Here is a 23,775-nt window from a genome sequence, read left to right as displayed (position 1 = left end):
AACGAGCGTACGCCTATGCCGACAGCAGCTCCGCGAGCAGTGCCGGTTCGATGTTCCCGCCGCTCACGACGGCCGCCACCGACCGGCCGCCGGTCTCGGCGGCGCGGTGGAAGTAGGCGGCGGGGGCGACCGCGCCGGAGGGCTCGGCGACGAGCCGGCCGCGGCGGGCGAGCAGGGCGACGGTGGCGCGGATCTCGTCCTCGGTGACGGTGACGATGTCGTCCACGTAGGCGGTCAGGTGCTCGTAGGGCAGCCGGCCGACGGACGGGGTGCGCAGGCCGTCCGCGATGGTGCGGTAGGTGTCGGCGACCGGCCAGCTGATCAGGCGGCCGGCCCGCAGGCTGGCCCGGGCGTCGGCGGCCAGCTCCGGCTCGACGCCGATCACCCGGATCTCCGGGCGGGTGAGCTTGAGCGCGGCCGCCGTCCCGCCGATCAGGCCGCCGCCGCTGACCGGCACCAGGACGGTGTCCAGCCCGGCCGGGGCGTCCTCGGCGATCTCCAGGCCGACCGTGCCCTGGCCCGCGATGATGAACGGGTCGTCGTACGGCGGCACCCAGACGTGGCCGTGCTTCTCGGCCAGCTCGCCGGGCAGGGTGTCCCGCTCCCCCGGCGGCACCAGGATCACCTCGGCGCCGTACGAGCGGGTGGCCTCCACCTTCACCGCGGGCGAGGTGTCCGGCATGACGATCACGGCCTTGATGCCGAGCAGCTGGGCCGCGTACGCCACCGCCTGCGCGTGGTTGCCGCTCGACTGGGCGACCACCCCGCGGGCCCGCTCGTCCGCGGTGAGCGCGGCCAGCCGGTTGTAGGCGCCGCGGGTCTTGAAGGCACCGGTCGGCTGGAGGTTCTCCGGCTTGAGCCAGAGCCGGCGCTCGCCCTCGGCCGCCCAGGGGGCGGGGACCAGCGGGGTGCGTACGGCCACCCCCGCGATCCGCTGCCGGGCCGCGCGCAGCTCCTCCAGACCGACCAGTGCCATGACGTCACTCTCCTTCGGGAGGGAGCTCGCTCACCCGGTTCTCCCACTTCGTGGAGAGTACGACGGTGGTGCGGGTGCGGGCCACGCCCTTCGTGCCCGAGATCCGCTTGACCACCGACTCCAGGCCGGCCACGTCGGCCACCCGGACCTTGAGCATGTACGAGTCGTCACCCGCGATGAACCAGCAGTCCTCGACCTCGTTGAGGTCCTTCAGCCGGAACGCGACGTCCTCGTGGTCGGCCGCGTCGGTCAGCTGAAGGCCGATCAGGGCCGTGACGCCGAAGCCGAGCGAGGCCGGGTTGACCGTCGCGCGGTAGCCGGTGATGACGCCGGCCTGCTCCAGGCGGTTGATGCGGTCCGTGACGCTCGGGCCGGAGAGTCCGACCAACCGGCCCAGCTCGGCGTAGGACGCACGGCCGTTCTCCCGGAGCGCCTGGATGAGCTGTCTGTCCACCGTGTCCATATACCGTCCGCGTCCTTCCGAACCTCACCAGACCCACAGATCATTATCCGGATTCAAAGGCGCCGCGCAGGGACCAACCCGGATATCGCAGAGAAGATACTCTCCTGCCCCCGGGCTTCTCACTCCCCCTCAGCCGTCGACGCGGCGCCGCCGTCGGCCCGGCGCGCCGCCGCTCCCAACTCCCCTTCCCAGCGCAGGTACAGGGAATGCGGCACGCCGACCGCGTCCAGCACCCGGCCGGCCACGAAATCGACGAGTTCGCGCACGGTGGAGCCGCCGGCGTAGAAACCGGGCGAGGCGGGGAGCACGACGGCGCCATGCGCGTCGAGTTCCACCAGATGCTTCAACGTCACCCCGTTGAGTGGCGTCTCGCGCACGCACACGACCAGCGGGCGGCGCTCCTTGAGGGTGACGCTGGCCACCCGCTGGAGCAGGTCCTTGCTCAGGCCGAGAGCGATCCCGGCCACCGCGCCGGTGGTCGCGGGGACCACCAGCATGCCCTTGGCCGGGTACGAGCCGCTGGACGGACCGGCCGCGAAGTCCCCGGCGGGCCAGTAGCGGACGTCGTCCAGGCCCTCGTCGGTGCCCAGCCAGGCGGCCAGGTCGGTGCGCCAATGGGCGTCCCGGAAGGAGATGCCGGTCTCGTCGAGGATGGTGAGCCGGGCGGCGCGGCTGACGATCAGGTCGACCGCCTCCCCGGCGGCGAGCAGGGCCCGGATCACGGAGGCGGCGTACGGCGTCCCGGACGCGCCCGAGACCCCGACCACCCACGGTTGACGCTTCACTGTTCCCATGGGCCATTTCTATCCGGCCGCACCGGCGTGGCCGCATCCGGAGGCGCCCCTGGGAGGATGGGGGCATGGCAGCGACCCTCGTCGACCTCACCCACCAGGTGACCACCGCGATGCCGGTCTACCCCGGCGATCCGGCCGTCGTCCTGGAGCCCGCGCTCACCACCGCCACCGCCGGGGTGAACGTGCTGGCCCTGCACCTCGGTTCGCAGTCCGGGACGCACGTGGACGCGCCCTACCACGTGGACGTCACCTGGCCGACGCTCGACGGACTGCCGCTGGAGCGGTTCACCGGCCCGGCCGTGGTCGCCGACCTGCGCGGGCTGGAGCCCCGGGAGGCCGTCACACCCCAACTGCTCGCGCCCGCGCTGGAGCGGGCCGGAGAGGGAACCGTCCTGCTGCTCGCCACCGGCTGGGCCCGGCACTGGGGCACCGACGCCTACCTCGCCCACCCGAGCCTGACACCCGACGCGGCCGAGGCGATCGTCGCCGCCGGGGTGCGGACGGTCGGCGTGGACGCGCTGAGCGTCGACCCCACCCCTGAGCCGGGGCCGGGCGACCCGGCGGTGGCCGCGCTGCTCGCGGACCTCACCGACGAGCACGACCAGCAGGCCACCGACGAGCCGACCCTGGCCGCGCACCGGGTGCTGCTGGGGGCGTCCGGCGGCGGGGTGATCGCGGAGAACCTGACCGATCTGCGGGCCCTGCTGGACGCCCAGGAGGCCGGGCGGCCGGTGGAGGTGTCACTGTTCCCGCTGCGGCTGGTGGCGGCGGACGGCGCGCCGGTCCGGGCGGTGGCCCGGCTGGGCTGACGGTTCCTGCGGACCGGCGGTTTTCGGCCAACTGCCCCACCGGACTTGGTCTAGACCATCCCCCGAGGCCGCCGGTACGCTGTCCGCTCATGGCAGAGATCATCGGAGTGATCGAGCGACTCTGGCGCTACCCCGTGAAATCCACCGGCGGCGAGCGGCTCGACTCCGTCGAGGTGGACGGGCGCGGCCTGGCCGGCGACCGCCTCTACGCCGTCCGCGACGCGGCCGGCAGGTTCGGCTCGGGCAAGAACACCCGCCGCTTCCGGCGGATGGACGGCCTGCTCCGGCTCTCCGCCCGGCTCGGCCACCGGATCGACGGGCCCGAGCTGTTCGACCCGCTCGGCCGCCCGGTCGCCGACCCGACCGCCTTCCTGCGCGCCTACCTCCAGCGCGAGGACGTCGAACTCGCCCGCGAGGACGCCGTCTCGCACTTCGACCAGCTGCCGGTCAGCGTGCTCACCACCGCCACCCTGGACTGGGTCCGCGAGGCCGCCCCGCTCGCCGTCGTCGACGACCGCCGGTTCCGGCCCAACATCCTGCTGCGCACCCCGCCCGGCACCCCGCCGTTCGTCGAGGACACCTGGTTCGGCCGGGATGGTCGCGGCAGCTCCCCGGGCGGCGCCCGGCTCGCCTTCGTCCGCTCCAGCGAGCGCTGCGTCATGACCGCCGCCGCCCAGCCGGGCCTCCCACACGCACCCGAGATCCTGAAGGCCATCGTGGCCGCCCACGACGGCCGCCTCGACGCCCTGGCCGAGGTCGCGGCCCCGGGCCGGCTGAGCGTGGGCGACCGGCTGACGCTCGCCTGAACCTAAGCGCGGATCAGGCAGAACGGGTGCCCGGCCGCGTCCGGGCAGTCGAGCACGAGGCACTGCAGCTTGCCGATCACGGTCTTCTCCTCCGACGGGGTTTCGCTCGGGGCAATTCTCGCCGGTGGCGCGGGGGTTCAGGCGGCGAGCCCGAGAACGAGTGCGGCGGCGGCCGGGGCGGCGTAGATGATCGGGAAGGCGACGTGCCCGTAGGCCCGCGCCCGGAGCACGGTGATGACGGCGCCTGCGAAGTACAGCACCAGTCCGAGCGCGGCCAGTTCGCCGATCACGGGGACGGCGAAGCCGGCCAGCAGGCCGACCGCGCCGGCCGCCTTGGCCACGCCCAGCCAGGTCCACCAGGCGCGCGGCACGCCGTACTCGGCCAGCGGGCCGACGACGTATTCGACCTTGAAGAACACCGACCCGGCCGAGAAGCCCGCCATGAGGGCGCCGAGGACGGTGACGATGACGTGGGCGACGGACATGTGAAGCTCCTTCAAGCGGCGTGTTGTGCTCGGTCACTTCACTGACCCGGCCCACCGCCCACGTGTGACAGCTCCCGCGAAGAATCGTCCCGGACCGCCCTACGGCAGCGCGACGGCCCGCAGGTAGGCGTCCGCGAACAGCTCGATGGACTCCTCCAGCGAGGGCATCCCGGCGCCGAACGCCGGGCCGAGCACCGGCCGCAGCAGCAAGTGGGTGACCATCGGCCCGAGCAGCAGTTGGACCAGCACCGGGAACGGCAGCGGCCGCACCCGCCCGGCCTCCACGTGCGGCAGCAGCAGCCGGGCCAGGGAGGCGAACAGCCGCGGGAAGTTGGCCGCCATCATCCGGGCCGCGGGGCCGTCCGGCCGGCTGAACAGGTCCGCGAAGACCGCCGGGACGACGCGCGGCTCGCGGTCGAAGGCCGCGACGAAGGTCCGGTAGAGGGCCCGCACGGTGTCCTCCAACCGCTCGGGCGGGTTCGCCGCCAGCGCCTCCAGGTCCGGCAGCGGGCCGTGCTGCTCGAAGACGGCGGCGAGCAGGCCGTCCCGCCCCTCGAAGACGGTGTGCAGGCTGGGCACCGAGCACTCCGCACGGTCCGCGACGGCGTCCAGGGTGACCCCGCCCAGGCCGCGTTCGGCCACCAGCCCGGCCGCCGCCTCGATCGCGCGCTCCCGCACCGGCGGCCGTCCGCCCGGGTCGACGCCCGCCTGCCTGACGGCCTCGTCCAGCACGGCTCGGGAGCCGCCGAGCCGGCGCAGCAGCGTGCTGCGGGAGACACCGGCCGCCGCCGCGATCGCCGTCAGCGGGACGTCCGCGACGTCCTGACCCCGTTCCTTCGCCGCCGCGAGGGCGGCTACCACCAGATCCTTCATGTGAACCATCGTACTACTTGACACCTGAGACGGTTCCAGAGAGTCTGTATATGCGAGTTCCATCGAGGAGCGATTGAGGGGAGAGTTCCATGAGCGTCGTCATCTCCGGGGGCGGACCGGCCGGCATGATGCTGGGCCTGATACTGGCCCGGGCCGGCGTCGAGGTGACCGTGCTGGAGAAGCACGGGGACTTCCTCCGCGACTTCCGCGGCGACACCGTCCACGCGTCCACCGTGCGGCTGATGGACGAACTCGGCCTCGGCCGCGCGTTCGCCGCCCTGCCGCAGAGCCGGCTCGGCAACATGGTCGTGCCGGTGCCCGGCGTCGGCCAGGTCGCGCTGAGCGCCTTCGAGCGGCTGCCCGCGCCGTACAACTACATCGCGATGATCCCGCAGTGGGACCTGCTCAACTTCCTCGTCGCCGAGGCGAAGAAGGAGCCCACGTTCACCGTACGGATGAACACCGAGGCCACCGGGCTGCTCCGGGAGGGCGGCCGGGTCGTCGGCGTCCGCTACCGCACCCGGGACGGCGAGGAGGGCGAACTCCGCGCCGCGCTCACCGTCGCCGCCGACGGCCGGCACTCCACGCTGCGGCGGGAAGCGGGCCTGGTGCCCGAGGAGTTCCCGGTGCCGTTCGACACCTGGTGGTTCCGGCTCCCCCGACACGCCGACGAGCAGGGCGTGCCGCCGAACCTCGCCCCCGGGTTCGGGGACCGCGAGATGGCGCTCAGCCTCACGCGCGACGACTACTTCCAGATCGCCTACTTCGGCCCCAAGGGCACCGACCCGCAACTGCGCGCCGAGGGCATCGAGGGTTTCCGCGCGCGCATCGCCCGCATGATGCCCCAGTACGCCGACCGGGTCGACCAGTTGGCGAGCATGGACGACGTCCACGTGCTCGACGTCAAGCTCAACCGGCTCGACCGCTGGTACACCGACGGGCTGCTGCTCATCGGCGACGCCGCCCACGCGATGTCCCCGGCCGGCGGGGTGGGGATCAACCTCGCCATCCAGGACGCGGTGGCCGCCGCCACCCTGCTCGCCGAACCGCTGCGCCGCGGCCGCCCGACCGTCGCGGCCCTGGCCCGGGTGCAGAAGCGGCGGTGGCGGCCCACAGTGATCATGCAGCGCCTGCAGCGCGTCCTGCACGGCATCATGTTCGAGCCGATCCTCACCGGCAGCCGAGTCGGCCCGCCCACCCAGCTCGTCATGCTCGCCCGCTTCGTGCCGGGCTTCCGGCAGATCCCGTCCCGCCTGATCGCCCTGGGCCCGCGCCCGGAGCACGCCCCGGCCTTCGCCCGGCGGGCGTCAGTATGATCCAGTGATCACGGAATCTGACGAACTCTGGCACCGGCTGGACGTCATCCGCCGCGAGCGCGGACTCCTTACCCCCGGCGAACTGCTGGCCCTCGCCGACCAAGGCGTGGCGGTCCTCGACCCGTTCTCGGTGCTCGTCTCCCGGCGGGTGGTCCTGCGGACCGGGACCGTCCTCTACCCCGGCGCCGCCATCGAGTGCGACGAGCGCAGCGCCGTCGCACTCGGCCCGGGCAACACCCTCCACGGCGGCACCCGGATCACCGCGACCGGCGGCGGACGCATCACGATCGGCCGCGGCTCCCGGATCGGCGAGGGCGGCACCCGCATCACGGCGGCAACCGGCGACACCATCGAGCTCGGCGACGAGACCAGGCTCACCAACGGCGCAGAGGTGACGGGTAGTTGCCGGATCGGCGACGGCGCCCAGATCCTCGGCCCGATCTCCGTCCGATCCGTCACCCTCGCCGCCGGCCACCCCCACACCTACCCCGACCCCGACGGACGGGCCGCCGTCCTCAAGGGCCACGGCCGCGCCCACGGAATCAATAACCGGACCGCTCACCCCGATGTCGCCCCTGCACGGGAAGTCGACCACGCCGACTTCCCGTGCAGACCGGAGGAACCCCCGGCTCAGCCGGCGGCCCCCAGCGCGAGCCCGACCACACCGCGCAATGCGTCCCGGGCTCTGGCGGCTCCGACGAGGGCGGTGGTCGGAGCCGGGGGCGTTTGTCGCGGGACGAGGCCGGCGCAGGCGCGGCAGATGCCCGGCCGGGACACCGGATCGCGGCACTCCGCGCATTCATGGGGGTCTGGCCGGGCGCTCGACCGGCGGGGTGGCGGAAGCTTTCTCTTGAGGCGGCTGCGAAGCACTCCCACCGGAGAGTGCATCGGCTGCGGCAGGCCGGGAAGCAGCGCCTCTGCCAGGTCGGCGTCCGTGCTGCCCCGCGCCAGCCACTCGGCGACGAGGGGTGCGAGGGCAACCACCTCGGCCTCGCCGAGGCGCAGGCGGGGTTCCCGCCGGATCACCCGGTACAGCGCCGCGACCGCCTCCCGGATCTGCTCGTCCGGCTGCGTCAACTCGCCGGGGAGGGCGGGTACTTCTTCCGGGTTCTTTACGGGAGGGACGACAGCGTGACCGGCACCCGCTTCACCGGCGGCCGGGAGGGGGACACTCGGCGGCGGCCCCAGCTGGGGCGTGTCGAAGACGTGGGCGTAGGAGTGGACCGTCCCGTCGGGCATCCGCACCCTGTCGACGCGGTAATACCGTTCCTCGCTTCGATGCGGTCGGCCCATTCGTCCCCACGATGGGGGAAGCTCACACGGGCGGCCGGCGTGTACCGGCCATGCCTGCTGTTGGCCAACTCCGCCAGCGGAGCGGGCAGCTTGACCGACACTTCCCCGTCGGGGGTGACCCGGATCGTCTCGTTGCCGTAGCGCTTGCCGGACTCCCCGTCAGCGGACAGGAACCAGCGGGATGCTTCCCAGCGATCACGCCACTGGGTCTCGGTCAGTTGGGCGGCGGTGAGGTTGTGCCGGGTGTTGGCCAACTTCCTTCCGCCCCGCACCACATGTACCCGTCCGGCTTCCCGGTCGGCCCGCACCTGAGCGGCCCGGTCCTCCAGCACCGCCAACCGACGCGACTTGACGAACCACTCGTGCGTCGAACGGTAGCCGCCCGGGGCCTTCCTGGCGCCCTTCTCGCCGACCGGCAGGGACAGCCGATGCCGGATGGTCCTGGTCCCGGATTCCAGGCCCTGCAGGTGGGCGAACTGCGCCCGGCGGGACAGCCCCCACTGCGCATGCGTCGCCCCCGTGACCGACCCCGCCCACCGGGACGACGACTCGGCCGTCAGCTCCCGCTTGCGCGCCGCCCACGTGTCAGTGGAGTGATCCAGACCGTCGGCGCAGCGCGCCTTGAGATCGCGGGAGGCCAGCGAGCCCATGTGCCCGCCGACCATCCGCAGAACCTTCTCGTCCTCCGGCGTGAGGCCCTTCAGCCGGTCCCGTATGCACACACCGCCGGCAGGATCGGCCACGAACGGCCGGGCGATCTGCCGCAACGTCTTCTTCTCGGACAACGGCAACCACCTCCCCGACGACCGATCCGGATCAAGACGCGAGCACCCTATACACACCATCAGAACGCCGCAAAATCAGGCAAATGGCCACATATTCAGCACGTCCGACAACACCACTAAACGGACCTTATGGGCACTCAGTGATACTCAACCGCCAGCAGTTCGCCACCCCGCATCCGTCAGCTCCTTCAGCGCCCGACGGACCGCGCCGCGCCCCTGCGTGCTGGTGTCGGCCATGTGCCGCCCGTCCTCGCGCCAGCCGTCGGGGCGGGAGAGGAGATCGGCCAGGAGGCCGCGAGCGGTGTAGCTGAGGCGACGGCCCTGGAGGATTCCGTTCGGAAGGACGGTGAAAGAGCGCGCGTGCGCAGCACGATGGATCTGCATAGGGAGTTGCTGCTCCTGGTGCCAGACCCCGGGGTGTTTCCGCACCGCCGGGGTCTTCTCTTCTCTGCTTGCGCGACGGAACGTAACACGCCGATAGCAGCCAGTGTTAACCAGCTTGACGTACAGTCAGCGCGCGAAGTATCAACAGGAGCGCGCAGGCATCGCCGCGCGCTCCCAGGCGGCCTCGTGCCGGCGGTCGGCATGGATCAGCTCTGCCAAGTGGGGACTCCCCCCAGCACAGCTGGCGAGACGCCTTCCCCCCGAACCCGTGGACCGTCTCACATCGCCGCGAGGCCGCTGGGAAGCCGCAGGTCACAGGCTTGAGCCAACTCACCGTCACATCTGGGACGTGAGACTGTTGCGGCCACCTCCTTGCCGGGTTCACCGTGGTCATCAGGCGGCGACGCGCATGGTGAGCAACCCCGTTCAGGGCCGACTGGACGTCACGCGGTGTCGGCCTGACCATCACCGGCGCACGGCACACAGCTTGTTCCGACAGCGCCTTACCCGGCACGAACATATTTCGAGGTGCACATATGAAGACTCTCGCGGCAAAGGCAGCGACCGTGACGGCAGTTTCCCTTCTCCTCGGCCTGGGGCTCACAGGGAATGCGCAGGCCGCGGCCTACGACGGGCAGGATCCGATCTCGGCGGGCTGCGCGGGTGATGCCATCACGGCGCAGGAGACCCAGATCTGGGACGGGTACACCAACAAGTACGACGGAAAGATCCAGCTTCGCTACAGCCCGTCCTGCCGGACGGTCTGGGGCCGTGTGATCGCCTACGGGGGCGTCGGCCAGGGCATGGCCCAGGTCTACCGCAACTCGGACAATGCCTACCAGCAGTGCATGATCTCCGGCGGGAACTGGAACGACAGCCTCGGCGGGTACAGCTGCTACACGCCGATGCTCAACGACGCCGGCGTGACGGGCTACGCCACCGGGTGGGTCCACGACATGTGGGGCCACGTCTCCTCGGACAGCACCGGAAGCTACTGAAGCTTGCCGTAGGAGCCTGCCGGGTCGGCGGCGCGGCAGGCCGGTAAGACGTTCCGCGCCCGGCGTATCGGTCAGCAGGACCGAGTAGCCGGGCAGGAACGGGACCGCCAGTCGGGCGTCACGTCAGATCGAGCCCATGCAGTACATCGACGTCGCCGGAGGCCTCGTGGCGTACTACGTCGTCCCCCGGCTTGAGCTCGTCGTCGTCTGCCAGTTGACTCCGTCGCCCGCTTGATCCAGGCCGGTCACACCGACGCGTCGAGTTCGGCGGTGATGGCGGCTCGGAGGGGGTCGTGGGCCGGGGCGAGGGCGTGCCGGGGGTCGTGCCAGTGGTCCGGGGTGTAGAGCCAGACGGGCTTCTGGACGAGGTGGTCCGGCTCCCAGTCGAAGCGGGGCCAGATGTGGGCGTGCAGGAACGGGTCCTTGTTGCCGAGGATTTCGAGGTTGACCCGGCGGAAGGCCGGGTCGGCGGCGCGGCAGGCCCGTTCGACCGCCTCGCCGAGCCGGTCGAGGTCGGCGAGGTAGGCGAGGCGGCGCGGGCGGGGCAGGTCGGAGAGGCGTTCGACGCCCGGCTCGTCGGTCAGCAGGACCGAGTAGCCGGGCAGGAACTGAACGTCCCCGATGACCGCGAACCCGGCGTCCAACCGCCGCAGCACGGTGGGATTCTCACCCCGCAGCGCACTGCCGATGCGGTCGGCGCGCCAGTCGGACGTCACGTCAGATCCCCAGTCCGCGAACGACCAGGTCCACCAGCGCGAAGAAGAACAGCGAGATCCCCACGAAACCGTTCGTCTGGAAGAACGCCCGGTTGAGCTTCGACAGGTCGTTCGGCTTCACGATGGTGTGCTCGTAGACGAACGCCCCCGCGACCACGACCAGGCCGATCCAGAACGCCGCACTGGCGCCCGTCAAGAACGCGAACCATCCCAGCAGAAGCGTTGTCAGGACGTGGCACACCCGCGCGCCCCAGATCGCCGCCGGGATGCCGAACCGCGCCGGCACCGACCGGACGCCACCGTGCCGGTCGGACTCCACGTCCTGGCAGGCGTAGATCAGGTCGAAGCCGCCGATCCAGATCCCCACCGCCGCGCCGAGCACGACGGCCTCCCACGACCAACTCCCGGTCACCGCAAGCCAGGCACCGACCGGCCCCATCGCCTGCGCCAGTCCGAGGATGGCCTGCGGGAAGTCCGTGAACCGCTTGCCGTACGGGTACACCACCATCGGCACCACGGCCACCGGCGCGAGCGCGAGGCACAGCGGGTTCAGCATCGCCGCCGCGCCCAGGAACACCACCAGTGCGACCGCCGAGCCGACGTACGCGGTCTTCAACGAGACGGCCCCGGTGACGAGTTCACGCCCCGCCGTGCGCGGGTTCCGGGCGTCGATCTCGCGGTCGATGATCCGGTTGGCGGCCATCGCGAAGGTCCGCAGGCCGACCATGCACACCGTGACGACGAACAACTCGCCCCAGTGCACCCGCTTGTCGGCGAGGAACATGGCCGTCAGCGCGGCGATGTAGGCGAAGGGCAGGGCGAAGACCGAGTGCTCGATCATCACCAGGCGCAGAAAGGCCCTCGTACGCCCCGGGGTTTCGACAGCAACCGTGCTCATCAGAGTCCGTATTCCTTCCAGCGACGAGACACCAGCGCAGCGGTGGCCGGGTCCGAGGACACCATCTCCGGCCACCCCCCGTCCCGGGTGTAGCCCTCCTCCGGCAGCTTCCGGGTCGCGTCGATACCGGCCTTGCCGCCCCAGAACTGCTGGTAGGAGGCGTGGTCGAGGTGGTCCACCGGCCCCTCCACCACCGTCAGGTCCCGGCTGTAGTCGACGTTCCCGAACGCCCGCCAGGCGACTTCCCGGTAGTCGTGCACATCGCAGTCCGCGTCCACCACGATGATCAGCTTGGTCAGCGACATCATGTGCGCGCCCCAGATCGCGTGCATCGTCTTCTGGGCGTGCTTGGGGTACTTCTTGTCGATCGAGACGATCACGCAGTTGTGGAAGCCGCCGGCCTCGGGCAGGTCGTAGTCGACGATGTCCGGGATGATGATCTTCAGCAGCGGCAGGAAGAACCGCTCGGTGAACTTGCCCAGCGGGCCGTCCTCGGTCGGCGGGCGGCCGACCACGATCGACTGCAGGATCGGGCGGCGGCGCATCGTGACGCAGTCGATCGTCAGGGCCGGGAACGGCTCCTGCGGGGTGTAGAAACCGGTGTGGTCGCCGAACGGGCCCTCGGGGAGCATCTCGCCGGGCTCCAGCCAGCCCTCCAGCACGACCTCGGCGTCGGCCGGGACCTGTAGCGGCACCGTCCTGCAGTCGACCATCTTCACGCGCTCCCCGGCCACGAAGCCGGCGAACAGGTACTCGTCGATGTCCCCGGGCAGCGGCGCGGTGGCCGCGTACGTCACGGCCGGCGGGCAGCCGAAGGCGATCGCGACGGGCAGCCGCTCACCGCGCTTCGCCGCCACCGCGTAGTGGTTGCGGCTGTCCTTGTGGATCTGCCAGTGCATGCCGATGGTCCGGCGGTCGTGCCGCTGGAGCCGGTAGAGGCCGAGGTTGCGGATGCCGGTGTCCGGGTCCTTGGTGTGGGTGAGGCCCAGGTTGAAGAAGGAGCCGCCGTCCAGCGGCCAGGTGAAGAGGGCGGGCAGCTCGTCCAGGTTGACGTCGTCGCCGGTGAGCACGACCTCCTGGACCGGGGCGTCCTTCACGTGCCGTGGCGGGACGTGCGCCATCGAGGCGAGCTTGCCGAAGGCGTCCCGGAAACCGGTGAAGCCCTGCGGCAGTTCGGGCTTGAGCAGGCCGGCGATCTTCTCTGAGATGTCGTCCGGGCCCTTGAGGCCGAGCGCCTTGGCGAGGCGCCGCTCGGTGCCGAAGACGTTCATCGCGAGCGGCATCGACGAGCCCTTGACGTTCTCGAAGAGCAGCGCGGGGCCCTTGGCCTTCTGCACCCGGTCGACGATCTCGCCGATCTCCAGGTGCGGGTCCACCTCCGCCTTGATGCGCTTGAGGTCGCCCTCGCGGTCGAGAGCCCGGAGAAACGAGCGGAGATCGTCGTATGCCATGCCAGTCAGTATCCGCCACCCGATAGCCTGGCCCGGTCAAGGGCCCCTAGGAAGCAGCCCGTCCCAACCGCCGTCGTCGGGGGAGATCGCCGCCGTGCTGAGGATTCTGACCTTCGTCATCCCGCTCGCCCTGTGGGTGTGGGCCTTCATCGACTGCCTGACCACGCCCGAGGACGAGGTGAAGCACCTGCCCAAGGTGGTGTGGGTGATCATCGTGCTGCTGTTCCCGCTGGTGGGCTCGATCGCCTGGCTGGTGGCCGGCAAGCGGCGCGGCGTCCCGCGGACCGCGACGGCGGGCGGCCGGACGCCCGGTCACCCCGAGGACGAGCGCCCGCGCGGCGGCCGTCCGCTCGCGCCGGACGACGACCCCGAGTTCCTCGCCTCGTTGAAGAAGAGCAACAACGAGCACGAGGACATGCTCAAGCAGTGGGAGGCGGATCTGCGCCGCCGCGAGCAGGAGCTGCGCGGCAAGGACGAGCCGGAGGACGGGCGCAAGAGCTGACCGGCGCCGTTCGGGGCTCCCCCGGACAGCCCACCCGGCAGGCCTCGGGTGGGCTGCGGCGTTTTTGGCGCTTCCCTACGACTTCCAGGCCATTGTCACGACCTTCCGTCCTTACCGCGCCGCGCTCGACCGACGCTTAAGCACCGCCCTAGCGGCCGGGCGTACGCTGCTGGTCGATGGCTCTGACCTGCGCTTTTCTTCATGCTCAGATCATCGGACCATCACCTGCCCGACAACCCCCGGTATTCGAACGGACACCGAGCGCAGCGGCTCCGGCCCCGTTGCTTCTGTGCAGGCCTGACAGCTAAACGAACTCGACCTTGTACGGAATCGACGCCGAAACCAGCGCACGGCCCCTCGTACAGTCATAAGTGAAGAAAGTGATTCGCAGCCGGGGGCACAGCAGACGTTGGCTGTCGGACAGTTCCCTCACCCTTGGAGTGGTTCGAGATGACGGTTGTGCATGAGGCGCCGGTCGGCGGCGAGGTCCCCGAGATCCCGGCCGACGCCCGCGGGCGGGTCGCCGAGCTGCACGAACTGCGCGAGAAGGTCCGGCGCGGCCCGAGCGAGAAGGCCACCGAGGCCCAGCACGCGAAGGGCAAGCTGACCGCCCGCGAGCGCATCGAGCTGCTGCTGGACGAGGGCTCCTTCCACGAGGTCGAGCCGCTGCGCCGGCACCGCGCCACCGGCTTCGGCCTGGAGGCCAAGAAGCCGCACACCGACGGTGTGATCGTCGGCTGGGGCACCGTGCACGGCCGGACCGTCTTCACCTACGCACACGACTTCCGGATCTTCGGCGGCGCCCTGGGCGAGGCCCACGCGCAGAAGATCCACAAGATCATGGACATGGCCATCGCGGCCGGCGCGCCCCTGGTCTCCCTGAACGACGGCGCCGGCGCCCGCATCCAGGAGGGTGTCACCGCCCTCGCCGGCTACGGCGGCATCTTCCAGCGCAACACCAAGGCCTCGGGCGTCATCCCGCAGATCTCCGTCATGCTCGGCCCCTGCGCCGGCGGCGCCGCCTACTCCCCCGCGCTGACCGACTTCGTCTTCATGGTCCGCGAGACCTCGCAGATGTTCATCACCGGCCCGGACGTCGTCCAGGCCGTGACCGGCGAGAAGATCAGCCAGAACGGCCTCGGCGGCGCCGACGTCCACGCGGGCGTCTCCGGCGTCTCGCACTTCGTCTACGACGACGAGCAGTCCTGCATCGAGGAGGTCCGCTACCTCCTGTCGCTGCTGCCGCAGAACAACCGCGAGATGCCGCCGTCCGCCCTCAACGACGACCCGGTCGCGCGCCGCAACGACAGCCTGCTCGACCTGGTGCCGGCCGACGGCAACCGGCCGTACGACATGCGCAAGGTGATCGAGGAGATCGTCGACCACGGCGAGTTCCTGGAGGTCCACGAGCGCTGGGCGACCAACGTGCTGTGCGTGCTGGCCCGGATCGACGGCCACGTCACCGGCATCATCGCCAACCAGCCGCAGTCGCTGGCCGGCGTCCTCGACATCAATGCGAGTGAGAAGGCCGCGCGCTTCGTCCAGATGTGCGACGCGTTCAACATCCCGCTGGTCACCCTGCTCGACGTCCCCGGCTTCCTGCCCGGCGTCGACCAGGAGCACGGCGGCATCATCCGGCACGGCGCCAAGCTGCTCTACGCGTACTGCAACGCCACCGTGCCACGGATCTCGCTGATCCTGCGCAAGGCCTACGGCGGGGCGTACATCGTGATGGACTCGCAGTCCATCGGCGCCGACCTCACCTACGCCTGGCCGACCAACGAGATCGCCGTCATGGGCGCCGAGGGCGCCGCCAACGTGATCTTCCGGCGCGACATCAACGGCGCCGAGGACCCGGACGCCATGCGCGCCCAGAAGATCAAGGAATACAAGAACGAGCTGATGCACCCGTACTACGCGGCCGAGCGCGGCCTCGTGGACGACGTCATCGACCCGGCCGAGACCCGCGAGGTGCTCGCCTCGGCACTCGCCATGCTCCGCACCAAGCACGCGGACCTGCCCAGCCGCAAGCACGGCAACCCGCCGATGTAGCGGCCCGCGGCAGCCCGCGTCGCAGCAGCACCCGGCACCGCGCGACCCACAGCGCGCGGCGCCGAGCGAGACCACACACCACTGCCCGGGGGAGAAACCAAACCATGACCGCTTCCGCCGAACCCCTCGTCCGTATCGTCCGCGGCTCCCTCACCGACGAGGAACTGGCCGCCCTCACCGCCGTGCTGATGGCGCGCGCGGCCGCGCAGCAGGCCGTCGCCGTCGCGCCGGTCGAGCCGATCGCCAGCTGGCAGCGCCTGGAGCGCCGCCCGGCCTACTACTCGCCGGTCAGCTGGCAGCAGGCCGCCTGACGGCCAGAGCGTCTCCCGACGGCCGGTCACCCCACCCGGGTGGCCGGCCGTCGGCGTTGTACCGTTCGTGCCCGCCCCGTCGCACCGGGCCGGGCTCGGGGCCCCGGTCGGCCCCCGGCGGCTCGGTAGAATACCTACTGGACGGTATGCGGCCCGCCCGCCCGTCGGCCCCCATAGGATCGGCCGCTGCCGAGGGACCAGAACTATCCAGGGAGGCTGCGATGGCCAGGCAGGCCCGCGCACTGGCGACCCGCCAGGCGGTACTCCTCGCGGCGGCCGAGGTGTTCGACGAGCGGGGCTACGCCGCCGCGACGATGTCGGAGATCCTGGAGCGGGCCGGCGTCACCAAGGGCGCGCTGTACTTCCACTTCCGCTCGAAGGAGGAGCTGGCGCTCGCCGTCATCCTGGAGGGGCAGAGCGCCTGGCTGGTCACCTGGGAGCCGTCCTCCGACAGCCCGGTGCAGACCCTGATCGACATCGGCTACGCCTTCGCCCACGCCCTCCAGGACGACCCGCTGGTCCGCGGCAGCATCCGGCTGACCATCGAGCACGGCAGCTTCACCCCGCCCCAGATCGCGGCCTACCAGGGCTGGTCGGACGTGGCGCGCGGGCTGCTGGAGCGGGCGCAGGAGGCCGGGGAGCTGCACCCCGGGATCGACCTGGCCGCGGCGGCCGCGGTGATCCAGGGGGCCGTCACCGGCATCCAGCTGAGCTCCCAGGTGCTGACCGACCGGCAGGACCTGATCCAGCGGATGGCCGACCTGTGGACGCTGCTGCTGCCCGGGCTCGTCCAGCCGCACGCGCTGGCCCGTCTGAGCGTCACCGAGCGCGCCCCCGCTCCCTGACGGCGGGACGCCCTGGCGGCGGGACACCCTGGCGGCGGGCCGTCAGACCCGGTACGCGGCGCAGCACCCGCCCGGCACCAGGGCCGGCAGTGCGGCCGTCCAGATCTCGCGGACGGCCTCCGGCCGCAGCCGGTCGGCGTCCTCGGCTGCCAGCAGGACCAGGCCGGCCGCGACCGTGGTGAGCAGTTCTGCGGCGGCCCGGCGGTCGATGCCGGGCCGCAGCTCGCCGGCCTCGGCGGCGCGGCCCAGCAGGCGGCGGACGACGGCGGTGAGGCTGCGCCAGGTGGCGTCCGGGCCAGGGGAGCCGGGGAGGCCCGTGGCGTCGGGCCGGCGGGGGCCGTGCCCGGTGCGGCCGAGCTGGACGCCGGCCCGGACCACGACGTCCTCGCGCAGCAGCCGGCCGAGTTCGTGCGAGAAGTCGATCAGGCTCTGGACGGCCGGTCCGCCGGCGCGCAGGGCGCGCAGCGCGGCCGAGCCGATCTCGCGTCCGGCGGCGGCGCGGACGCCGTCGGCGAGGGCCTGCTTGGAGACGAAGTGGAAGTAGAGCGCGCCCTTGCTGACGCCGGCCCGGCGGCTGATGTCGACCAGGCTGGCCGATTCGAAGCCCGCGTCCGCGAACGTGCACGCCGCGGCGAGCAGCACGGCCTGCCTGGTCCGCCCCGCGCGTTCCTGCTTGACCACTGCGCCCCTCCGGACTCGGCCGGCCACGACCCCCGCCGCCCGGCTGCTGTCAGGGCGTCGCCGACGTGGGGTGCGACGCCATGCATGCGTCCGGAACCGACCGAAACCGCATGGTTGGTATCTAATCTACCGCCTCGGCCAACCCCGCCGTCCAGCGGGTGGCCACCCCCGCCCAAGGTCCTGACTGCCCGCTTTCGGGCATTCCCGCAGCCCAGAGGCCGGGTAGCGTGGACCTGCCGGGCCGCTCGACAGCAGCTACCCCGCGCGCATGACACAAACCGGGTGGTCTGTATGTTTTGCTTACAGGCGTCCGCACCGGCCGCTCGACCGACACCCTGGAGTGGGGGCCCGTCATGCCACTGATCGTAGAGCCGGATGCCCTCGACCCCTACGCCCACCCCCGTTCCGGCTACGACTTTCACGAACGGACGGTCTCCCGCCACCTCGTGCACCGCACCTCGGTGTCCGAGGTGTTCCTCACCGGCTGGCAGGCCGCCGGCCCGTACGAGTTCCGACTCGGCGCCCAGTGGCCCCGGATGCACGGCTTCTACCGGCTGCCCGGGGACCGCCACCACGACCCGGTGCTGATGGCCGAGACCGTCCGGCAGGCCGGGCTGCTGATCGGCCACGCCGGGTTCGGCGTGCCCAACGGCCACCACTTCGCGATGGACGACCTCGCCTACACGCTCGGCCCGGCCGGGCTGGCCGGCCTCGCCGTCACCGCCGAACCGGCCTCGCTGATGCTCGACGTCGTCTGCGAGGACGTCCGGATGCGCGGCGGCCGGCTGTCCTCGCTGCGGCTGCACGCCGAGATCTCCCGGGACGGCCGCCCGGTCGGCCACGGCTCCGGGCAGCTGCGGGTCATCTCCCCCGCCTCCTACGCCCGGCTGCGCGGGCCCGGGCGGCGGACCACCACGCCGGTCCGGCCGGGCCCGCCCGCCGCGCCCGAGCTGGTCGGCCGGGCGTACCCGGGCGACGTGGTGCTCAGCCCGACCTTGCTGCCCGACAACTGGGTGCTGCGGACGGACGCCGGGCACCCGGTGCTGTTCGACCACACCCTGGACCACGTGCCCGGGATGCTCGTCCTGGAGGCCGCCCGGCAGGCCGCCCAGCAGCTGCGGCACCCCGAACCGGTGGTGCCGGTCGAGCTGGTGACCTCGTTCGACCGCTACATCGAGCTGGACCGGCCCTGCCTGGTCCGGGCCGTCCGCGAGGAGGCGCCGGACGGCCGCCGGGTGCCGGTCCGGGTGCTGCTGATCCAGGACGGGCGGACGGCGGCCGACTGCCGGCTGCTCACCGAGCCCCTCGACGATCCGCTGAGCGGCCCGGCCGACGGCCCCGCCGTGCCGGCCCGGCGGGACGCCTTCGACGGCCGCCCCACCGCGCCGGGCCTCGGCGGCACCGGGCTGCCACTCGCCAGCTGACCGGCCCGCTACGCGGCGACCAGGGCCGACCGCCGCCCGGCGTGCATCACGCTGAGGTTGGCGGCCAGCCGGACCGGGTCCTGGGCCAGCCAGAGCCGCAGCGCGGCGCCCAGCATGGCGCTGGCGGACTCGATCCGGACCTCGGTCACCTGGGCGATCCGCGCCGCGCCGGGCACCAGCAGGTCGGCCAGCGGGGTCGGCAGCCAGACCGTCAGCGCGCACGGCGCGGGCGTCGCGAGGGCGCCCAGCAGCCGGTAGGCGTCCGACGGCGAGCTGAGCGTGGGGATGATGTCCAACAGCCCGTCGGCCACCACTTCGGACACGTCACTGCGGTGCCCCTGGGCGAGCCGGCGGAGCAGTGTGCGCTCGGCGGCGGTGATTCGGACGGTCAGCATGACCTCGTCGCACTCCATTGCGCGATTTCCTCCTCAGTTCCCTCCCGTACCGGCACCAGGCGGCCGGCACGAACTACCCCTGTCGCACCTCGGCCCGGCGTCCTTCGGATGGAGTGCCGGGCCGTTGGGTGTGGTCCGCCCCGGTCAGATACCCGCGTACGAGTGCTTGCCGGTGACGAAGATGTTCACGCCGTAGTAGTTGAAGAGCCAGCAGGCGAAGGCCGCCAGCGCCAGGTAGGCCGCCTTGCGGCCCTTCCAGCCGGCCGTCGCGCGGGCGTGCAGGTAGCAGGCGTAGGCGACCCAGGTGATGAACGACCAGGTCTCCTTCGGGTCCCACTCCCAGTACTTGCCCCAGGCCGCCTCGGCCCAGATCGCGCCCGCGATGATGGTGAAGGTCCAGAGCGGGAAGACCAGGGCGTTGATCCGGTACGACAGCTTGTCGAGCGTCGACGCGGCGGGCAGGCGGTTGCAGACCGAGACCCGGACGCGGGCCAGGCCGGTCCGGAAGTCGCTCTGCTGCCGGCCGGCCGCGCGGGCGGCGCCGGGCTTCAGGTACTCGTACGCGCCGGCCTCGACCCGCCGGTGGTACGAGTCCTGGAACAGGTACAGCAGCGTGGCGATGAACGCCGCGTAGAAGGCGCCGCCGCAGAAGATCGCGGTGGAGACGTGGATCGCCAGCCAGTACGAGTGCAGCGCCGGGACGAGCTGCTCGGAGTCGGTGTAGAGCACCGTGGTGGCGATGCCGAGGGTCAGCAGCACCGCGACGGTCACCGGCAGGCCCAGCCAGCGGACGTTCTTCTTCGCGGCCAGCAGCACCAGGTACGCCGCCGTCATGGCCAGCGCGAAGGCGCAGGAGAACTCGTACATGTTGCCCCACGGCCAGCGGGAGACCGAGAGGCCGCGGGCGATCACACCGCCGACGTGCAGGAGGGCGGCCAGCACGGTGAGCGAGACCGCGATGCGGCCGGCCAGGTCGGCCTTCTCGCTGCTGCCGGCCGCGCCCGGGCCGTCCACCTCGTCCTCGCCGCGGCCGCTGGTGACCACCGTGGCGCCCGCGCCCGCCAGGGCGGTGCGGGTGAGGGTGGTGGTGCCGCCGCCCGCCCTGGCGACGGTGACGGTGACCTTCTTGGTGCCCTTGGCCTCCGCCGCGGCGACGGTCTCGGCCAGGCTGCCCGACTGCTCCTTCGAGCGGACGGCGACGGCGCCCTTGCTGCCGAACGTCCACTCGAACATGTGGGCGAACATGGCGATCGTGTAGACCGCCATCGCCGAATAGATCAGCTTGTTGGAGAGGTCGGCCAGCTGTGGGTCGACCCCCGAGGCGAGTTGCACCGTCTACTCCTTGGAGTTCTGGTCGGCAGGGGCTGCGGGGTCTGCGGGTGCTTCCGGGGCCTCGGGATCGCCGTCGGCCTCGGGGTCATCGGTTGGGGGGTCCTCGGTCCCGGCGTCACCGGTGTCGGACTCGTCGTCCGCTGCGGGGGCGTCGTCCTGGAGGTCCACCGCGAGTTCGGCCAGTTCCTCGGCGATCTTCGCCGACTCGCTGCGGGCCAGCCCGGCCAGCTCGACCAGGGTGCCGCCCTCCGGCAGCGCGACCGCCCGCACCCAGATCCGGCGGCGCTGCACGAACAGCGAGCCGATCAGGCCGAGGATCGCCAGCACCGCGCCGGTCAGGGCGATCTCGTTGCCCGGCCGGTGCGAGACGTTGAAGCTGGCCCACTGCTTGTAGCCCTCGAAGGTGACGCTGCCGTAGCCGTCCGGCAGGGTCCAGCCCTGACCCGGCTTGAGCCTGGCCTTGGCCGGCTGCTCGTCCTGCGTCAGCTGGGTCATCTTCCGCGTGTTCAGCTGGTAGATGTTCTGCGGCAGGCCGGAGTCGGTGCCCAGATCGCCCTCGAAGGCGTTCAGCACCAGTTCCGGGGCGGCGTCGCCCGGGAACAGCGAGACCGGGCCGGTGCCCTCGAAGCTCACCGGGGCGGTCGGCAGGAAGAAGCCCGAGAAGCCCAGCTGGGTCTTGGTGCCCTTGGGTCCCATGCCGTAGTCGGAGACCTTCACGACACCCGTCGAGGTCAGGTTGGCGTCCTGCGGCAGGAACGGCGTCGCGCCCGTGTAGACGACGTCGCCGTTGCTGTTGCGGACGGTGATGACCGGGGCGTAGCCGTGGCCGATCAGGTAGACCTTGCTGCCGCCGATGTCCAGCGGGTGGTTGACCTCGATCGTGCCCTGCCTGAGCTTCGACGCGTCGTCCCCGGCGTAGTACTCGACGTTCGCCGTGAACTGCCGGGCGGCGCCGATCTGGTCGCCCTTGTCCTGGAACTTGGCCGTGAAGCCCTTCAGCTTGAGGAAGAAGGGGTCCAGGTCGTCGCTGGTGTAGAAGGACGAGCCGGTGAAGTCGTCGAGCTGGGTGATGGTGTTGGAGTAGCCGTCGCCCTCCACCATCAGCTTGCCGCCGGTGCCGCTGGCCAGGCTCGCCCAGCCGAAGCCGCCGAGCAGTGCGAACAGCGACAGGTGGAACAGCAGGTTGCCGACCTCGCGCAGATAGCCCTTCTCGGCGGCCACCGCGCCGCCGGCCAGGTTGGCCCGGAACCGGCGCTTGCGGAGCAGCCGGTGGGCGGCGGCGCTCACCGTGTCGGCGTCCGCCCCGGTGCGCCAGGCCGCGTAGACCGGCATCCGGGTCAGGTTGCGCGGCGCGGCCGGCGGCTGGGCCCGCAGCACACCGACGAACTGCCAGGTGCGCGGAACGATGCAGCCGGCCAGCGAGACGAACAGCAGGATGTAGATCGCGGAGAACCAGATCGAGCTGTAGACGTCGAACAGCTGGAGCTTCTGGTAGATCGGCGCGACCGTGGTGTGCTGCGCCTTCCAGGTCTCGACCTTGAACTGGTTCTGGCCGTTCTGCGGGATCAGCGAGCCCGGGATGGCGGCCAGCGAGAGCAGGAAGAGCAGGATCAGCGCGACCCGCATCGAGGTCAGCTGGCGCCACATCCAGCGCAGCCAGCCGAACACCCCTATGCCGGTGGGGCCGTCGGACTCGACGGGGGCGGTGCTGAGCCGCTCGGCCTCCGCGTCGTCCGATGCCGGGGGCAGCTCGGTCTCGGTCGTGGTGTTGCTCACGGTCAGATTCCGATCTGGAAGTCGGCGGTGGTGTTCTGCAGCTCGCTCACCAGCGAGTCCCAGACCCCGGTGACGAGCAGCAGACCGACCGCGACGAGCATGCCGCCACCGATCCGCATGACCAGCGGGTAGTGCCGCTTGACCCAGCCGAAGGCGCCGAGAGCCCGGCGGAAGGCCAGCGCGGCCAGGATGAACGGTACGCCGAGGCCCAAGCAGTAAACGGTCGTCAGCAAGGCGCCACGCTGGGCGTCGGCCTGGTTGAGCGCCAGGTTCTGGACGGCGGTCAGGGTCGGGCCCATGCAGGGCGTCCAGCCGACGCCGAACACCACGCCCAGCATCGGCGCGCCCAGCAGGCCGACCGCCGGGCGGCGGTGGGAGCGCACCTCGCGCATGCTCAGCCCCGGCACCAGGCCCATGAACGCCAGGCCCATGACGATGGTGAGCCCGCCGAGCACGATGTCGATGGTCCGCTTGTAGTCCCGCAGCTCCTGGCCGAAGTAGCCGAACAGCGCGCCGGTGGAGACGAAGACCGCGGTGAAGCCCAGGATGAACAGCAGCACCCCGGCCAGCATCCGGCCGCGTCTGGCCCCGCGCGCGTCCGCGAGGTCGGCGGCGGAGAAACCGGTGACGTACGAGAGGTAGCCCGGGACCAGCGGCAGCACGCAGGGCGAGAAGAACGAGAGCAGGCCGGCCAGCAGCGCGATCGGCGCGGCCACCAGCAGCGCCCCGCTCTGCATGGTCGTGGTGGTGTCGGCAAGTTGCAGGGCGGTACCGGCGGCTCCCGGACTCACTGCTTCTGCTCCGCGAGCACCGGCTGGAGCATCGACTCCAGGCCGTCGTCGGTCTGCCCGCCGACGCCTCGCGCGGCGAGCTTGCCGTCCCGGTCGACGATCAGGGTGGTCGGGATGGACTGCGGGTTGAGGCTGCCCTTGGGGAACTTGAGCAGCTGGGTGCCGGCCGGGTCGTAAATGCTCGGGAAGGTGACGCCCTGCTCCTGCTCGAAGCGGATGGCGTTGGTCTTCTCGGAGTCGCGGGTGTTCACGCCGAGGAACTGGACGCCCTGGTCCTTGTACTTCTCCGAGATCGCCTGGAGGTACTTCGCCTCGGCGCGGCAGGGGCCGCACCAGGAGCCCCAGACGTTCAGCACGACGACCTTGCCCCGGTAGTCCGAGAGCTTGGCCTGCTGCCCCTCCAGGGTCTCCCCGGAGATGTCCGGGGCGTCCTCGCGCTTGCCGATGTCCGCCTTGGAGATGTTGGTGCCCTTGACGGTGACGAACCCGAGCTGGCCCTCACCGCTGCTCGACGAGGCCGACGAGGAACAGCCGGTGAGGACGAGCGCAGCGGCGGCGGCAGTGGCGGCGGCTGCGGCGACACGGGGACGGGGGCGCGCCATGGCAGACATGTGAAAAG

Annotated in this window: 25 protein-coding genes and 1 pseudogene; 10 read left to right on the top strand and 16 right to left on the bottom strand. The window is 71.5% G+C overall.

All coding sequences use genetic code 11. The features are described from left to right. Positions 1-13: 13 nt before the first annotated feature. The 3 genes from KV557_RS04220 to KV557_RS04210 form a co-directional block, all read right to left on the bottom strand. Entirely contained in the window at positions 14-976 is a 963-nt protein-coding gene (locus KV557_RS04220; RefSeq protein WP_218198264.1) for a threonine ammonia-lyase, read from the bottom strand. A 4-nt stretch (positions 977-980) separates the two neighbouring features. Beyond that, positions 981-1,439, bottom strand: a complete 459-nt coding sequence (locus tag KV557_RS04215; RefSeq protein ID WP_030232219.1) for an Lrp/AsnC family transcriptional regulator — start codon at positions 1,437-1,439, stop codon at positions 981-983. A gap of 119 nt (positions 1,440-1,558) precedes the next feature. Continuing rightward, positions 1,559-2,233 (bottom strand): UbiX family flavin prenyltransferase, encoded by a 675-nt coding sequence (locus KV557_RS04210; RefSeq protein ID WP_218198263.1) that lies wholly within the window; start codon positions 2,231-2,233, stop codon positions 1,559-1,561. A gap of 65 nt (positions 2,234-2,298) precedes the next feature. Between KV557_RS04210 and KV557_RS04205 the strand changes: the two genes are divergently transcribed. Beyond that, a complete protein-coding gene (locus tag KV557_RS04205) occupies positions 2,299-3,042 on the top strand; it encodes a cyclase family protein (protein ID WP_218198262.1) in 744 nt (247 codons plus the stop codon). 89 nt (positions 3,043-3,131) lie between these two features. After that, positions 3,132-3,848, top strand: a complete 717-nt coding sequence (locus tag KV557_RS04200) for an MOSC domain-containing protein (protein ID WP_218198261.1) — start codon at positions 3,132-3,134, stop codon at positions 3,846-3,848. A 137-nt stretch (positions 3,849-3,985) separates the two neighbouring features. Here KV557_RS04200 and KV557_RS04195 read toward each other — a convergent pair whose 3' ends face one another. Together KV557_RS04195 and KV557_RS04190 are read right to left on the bottom strand one after the other, a co-directional pair. Continuing rightward, a complete protein-coding gene (locus tag KV557_RS04195; RefSeq protein ID WP_218198260.1) occupies positions 3,986-4,333 on the bottom strand; it encodes a DoxX family protein in 348 nt (115 codons plus the stop codon). A 99-nt stretch (positions 4,334-4,432) separates the two neighbouring features. Beyond that, positions 4,433-5,206 carry a TetR/AcrR family transcriptional regulator gene (locus tag KV557_RS04190; RefSeq protein ID WP_218198259.1) on the bottom strand — a complete coding sequence of 258 codons (774 nt, stop codon included), beginning with the start codon at positions 5,204-5,206 and terminating at the stop codon, positions 4,433-4,435. A gap of 89 nt (positions 5,207-5,295) precedes the next feature. Between KV557_RS04190 and KV557_RS04185 the strand changes: the two genes are divergently transcribed. Both KV557_RS04185 and KV557_RS04180 read left to right on the top strand, forming a co-directional pair. Further along, complete coding sequence (locus KV557_RS04185) at positions 5,296-6,522, top strand: FAD-dependent oxidoreductase (RefSeq protein WP_218198258.1); 1,227 nt, start codon at positions 5,296-5,298, stop codon at positions 6,520-6,522. Between the two features lie 4 nt (positions 6,523-6,526). Then, positions 6,527-7,657, top strand: coding sequence for a hypothetical protein (locus KV557_RS04180; RefSeq protein ID WP_218198257.1), 1,131 nt, complete (start codon positions 6,527-6,529; stop codon positions 7,655-7,657). Positions 7,658-7,781: 124 nt separating this feature from the next. Here KV557_RS04180 and KV557_RS04175 read toward each other — a convergent pair. Beyond that, positions 7,782-8,660: pseudogene (locus KV557_RS04175) on the bottom strand (IS200/IS605 family accessory protein TnpB-related protein); the annotation flags it as partial. A gap of 87 nt (positions 8,661-8,747) precedes the next feature. After that, positions 8,748-8,984, bottom strand: a complete 237-nt coding sequence (locus tag KV557_RS04170) for a hypothetical protein (RefSeq protein WP_256176933.1) — start codon at positions 8,982-8,984, stop codon at positions 8,748-8,750. 566 nt (positions 8,985-9,550) lie between these two features. Between KV557_RS04170 and KV557_RS04165 the strand changes: the two genes are divergently transcribed. Then, positions 9,551-9,982: a DUF2690 domain-containing protein gene (locus tag KV557_RS04165; protein ID WP_308129763.1), complete on the top strand. Its 432-nt coding sequence runs from the start codon at positions 9,551-9,553 to the stop codon at positions 9,980-9,982. A gap of 245 nt (positions 9,983-10,227) precedes the next feature. Here the strand turns inward: KV557_RS04165 and KV557_RS04160 are convergent, their stop codons facing one another. Genes KV557_RS04160 through KV557_RS04150 form a run of 3 tightly spaced genes read right to left on the bottom strand, consistent with a single transcriptional unit; the run spans position 10,228 to position 13,047 of the window. Beyond that, positions 10,228-10,698, bottom strand: coding sequence for a diadenosine tetraphosphate hydrolase (locus tag KV557_RS04160; protein WP_218198255.1), 471 nt, complete (start codon positions 10,696-10,698; stop codon positions 10,228-10,230). Between the two features lies 1 nt (position 10,699). Next, entirely contained in the window at positions 10,700-11,596 is an 897-nt protein-coding gene (gene mqnP / locus KV557_RS04155) for a menaquinone biosynthesis prenyltransferase MqnP (protein WP_218198254.1), read from the bottom strand. Continuing rightward, a complete protein-coding gene (locus tag KV557_RS04150; RefSeq protein WP_218198253.1) occupies positions 11,596-13,047 on the bottom strand; it encodes a menaquinone biosynthesis decarboxylase in 1,452 nt (483 codons plus the stop codon). The genes mqnP and KV557_RS04150 overlap by 1 nt, the downstream gene beginning before the upstream one ends. A 94-nt stretch (positions 13,048-13,141) precedes the next feature. Here KV557_RS04150 and KV557_RS04145 point away from each other — a divergent pair, with 94 nt between their 5' ends. The 4 genes from KV557_RS04145 to KV557_RS04130 all read left to right on the top strand — a co-directional run bounded on the left by KV557_RS04145 (position 13,142) and on the right by KV557_RS04130 (position 16,757). Then, complete coding sequence (locus KV557_RS04145; protein WP_218198252.1) at positions 13,142-13,549, top strand: PLD nuclease N-terminal domain-containing protein; 408 nt, start codon at positions 13,142-13,144, stop codon at positions 13,547-13,549. A 450-nt stretch (positions 13,550-13,999) separates the two neighbouring features. Next, a complete protein-coding gene (locus tag KV557_RS04140) occupies positions 14,000-15,601 on the top strand; it encodes an acyl-CoA carboxylase subunit beta (protein WP_218198251.1) in 1,602 nt (533 codons plus the stop codon). Between the two features lie 104 nt (positions 15,602-15,705). Next, complete coding sequence (locus KV557_RS04135; RefSeq protein WP_218198250.1) at positions 15,706-15,912, top strand: acyl-CoA carboxylase subunit epsilon; 207 nt, start codon at positions 15,706-15,708, stop codon at positions 15,910-15,912. A gap of 221 nt (positions 15,913-16,133) precedes the next feature. Beyond that, complete coding sequence (locus KV557_RS04130) at positions 16,134-16,757, top strand: ScbR family autoregulator-binding transcription factor (protein ID WP_218198249.1); 624 nt, start codon at positions 16,134-16,136, stop codon at positions 16,755-16,757. A 42-nt stretch (positions 16,758-16,799) separates the two neighbouring features. Here the strand turns inward: KV557_RS04130 and KV557_RS04125 are convergent, their stop codons facing one another. Then, on the bottom strand, positions 16,800-17,438 hold the full coding sequence (locus KV557_RS04125) for a ScbR family autoregulator-binding transcription factor (protein ID WP_218198248.1): 639 nt from the start codon (positions 17,436-17,438) through the stop codon (positions 16,800-16,802). Between the two features lie 353 nt (positions 17,439-17,791). On the opposite strand from KV557_RS04125, the gene KV557_RS04120 reads away from it, so the two are divergent. Then, positions 17,792-18,862, top strand: a complete 1,071-nt coding sequence (locus KV557_RS04120) for a ScbA/BarX family gamma-butyrolactone biosynthesis protein (protein ID WP_218198247.1) — start codon at positions 17,792-17,794, stop codon at positions 18,860-18,862. A gap of 8 nt (positions 18,863-18,870) precedes the next feature. Here the strand turns inward: KV557_RS04120 and KV557_RS04115 are convergent, their stop codons facing one another. The 5 genes from KV557_RS04115 to KV557_RS04095 form a co-directional block, all read right to left on the bottom strand. After that, positions 18,871-19,275: a hypothetical protein gene (locus KV557_RS04115; RefSeq protein WP_218198246.1), complete on the bottom strand. Its 405-nt coding sequence runs from the start codon at positions 19,273-19,275 to the stop codon at positions 18,871-18,873. Positions 19,276-19,401: 126 nt separating this feature from the next. Next, complete coding sequence (gene ccsB / locus KV557_RS04110) at positions 19,402-20,589, bottom strand: c-type cytochrome biogenesis protein CcsB (RefSeq protein ID WP_218198245.1); 1,188 nt, start codon at positions 20,587-20,589, stop codon at positions 19,402-19,404. Between the two features lie 3 nt (positions 20,590-20,592). Then, the gene (gene resB, locus KV557_RS04105; protein ID WP_308129762.1) at positions 20,593-22,365 is read right to left on the bottom strand and encodes a cytochrome c biogenesis protein ResB; all 1,773 of its coding nucleotides are present in this window, start codon (positions 22,363-22,365) and stop codon (positions 20,593-20,595) included. Positions 22,366-22,367: 2 nt separating this feature from the next. Then, the gene (locus tag KV557_RS04100; RefSeq protein WP_218198590.1) at positions 22,368-23,102 is read right to left on the bottom strand and encodes a cytochrome c biogenesis CcdA family protein; all 735 of its coding nucleotides are present in this window, start codon (positions 23,100-23,102) and stop codon (positions 22,368-22,370) included. Positions 23,103-23,152: 50 nt separating this feature from the next. Beyond that, positions 23,153-23,767, bottom strand: coding sequence for a TlpA family protein disulfide reductase (locus KV557_RS04095; RefSeq protein WP_218198244.1), 615 nt, complete (start codon positions 23,765-23,767; stop codon positions 23,153-23,155). Positions 23,768-23,775: the final 8 nt, after the last annotated feature.

Origin of the sequence: Kitasatospora aureofaciens (genome assembly GCF_019192735.1) — a bacterium.
In the GTDB taxonomy this organism is placed as follows: domain Bacteria; phylum Actinomycetota; class Actinomycetes; order Streptomycetales; family Streptomycetaceae; genus Kitasatospora; species Kitasatospora aureofaciens_A.
Note: the sequence above shows the minus strand (reverse complement) of the source record. Positions and strands in the feature narration are given on the sequence as shown.

Bases quoted from the DNA above. Each gene is read 5' to 3' on its own strand.
- KV557_RS04220 (WP_218198264.1), bottom strand. From the start codon at position 976: ATGGCACTGGTCGGTCTGGAGGAGCTGCGCGCGGCCCGGCAGCGGATC.
- KV557_RS04215 (WP_030232219.1), bottom strand. From the start codon at position 1,439: ATGGACACGGTGGACAGACAGCTCATCCAGGCGCTCCGGGAGAACGGC.
- KV557_RS04210 (WP_218198263.1), bottom strand. From the start codon at position 2,233: ATGGGAACAGTGAAGCGTCAACCGTGGGTGGTCGGGGTCTCGGGCGCG.
- KV557_RS04205 (WP_218198262.1), top strand. From the start codon at position 2,299: ATGGCAGCGACCCTCGTCGACCTCACCCACCAGGTGACCACCGCGATG.
- KV557_RS04200 (WP_218198261.1), top strand. From the start codon at position 3,132: ATGGCAGAGATCATCGGAGTGATCGAGCGACTCTGGCGCTACCCCGTG.
- KV557_RS04195 (WP_218198260.1), bottom strand. From the start codon at position 4,333: ATGTCCGTCGCCCACGTCATCGTCACCGTCCTCGGCGCCCTCATGGCG.
- KV557_RS04190 (WP_218198259.1), bottom strand. From the start codon at position 5,206: ATGAAGGATCTGGTGGTAGCCGCCCTCGCGGCGGCGAAGGAACGGGGT.
- KV557_RS04185 (WP_218198258.1), top strand. From the start codon at position 5,296: ATGAGCGTCGTCATCTCCGGGGGCGGACCGGCCGGCATGATGCTGGGC.
- KV557_RS04170 (WP_256176933.1), bottom strand. From the start codon at position 8,984: ATGCAGATCCATCGTGCTGCGCACGCGCGCTCTTTCACCGTCCTTCCG.
- mqnP (WP_218198254.1), bottom strand. From the start codon at position 11,596: ATGAGCACGGTTGCTGTCGAAACCCCGGGGCGTACGAGGGCCTTTCTG.
- KV557_RS04150 (WP_218198253.1), bottom strand. From the start codon at position 13,047: ATGGCATACGACGATCTCCGCTCGTTTCTCCGGGCTCTCGACCGCGAG.
- KV557_RS04140 (WP_218198251.1), top strand. From the start codon at position 14,000: ATGACGGTTGTGCATGAGGCGCCGGTCGGCGGCGAGGTCCCCGAGATC.
- KV557_RS04135 (WP_218198250.1), top strand. From the start codon at position 15,706: ATGACCGCTTCCGCCGAACCCCTCGTCCGTATCGTCCGCGGCTCCCTC.
- KV557_RS04130 (WP_218198249.1), top strand. From the start codon at position 16,134: ATGGCCAGGCAGGCCCGCGCACTGGCGACCCGCCAGGCGGTACTCCTC.
- KV557_RS04120 (WP_218198247.1), top strand. From the start codon at position 17,792: ATGCCACTGATCGTAGAGCCGGATGCCCTCGACCCCTACGCCCACCCC.
- KV557_RS04115 (WP_218198246.1), bottom strand. From the start codon at position 19,275: ATGGAGTGCGACGAGGTCATGCTGACCGTCCGAATCACCGCCGCCGAG.
- KV557_RS04100 (WP_218198590.1), bottom strand. From the start codon at position 23,102: ATGCAGAGCGGGGCGCTGCTGGTGGCCGCGCCGATCGCGCTGCTGGCC.
- KV557_RS04095 (WP_218198244.1), bottom strand. From the start codon at position 23,767: ATGTCTGCCATGGCGCGCCCCCGTCCCCGTGTCGCCGCAGCCGCCGCC.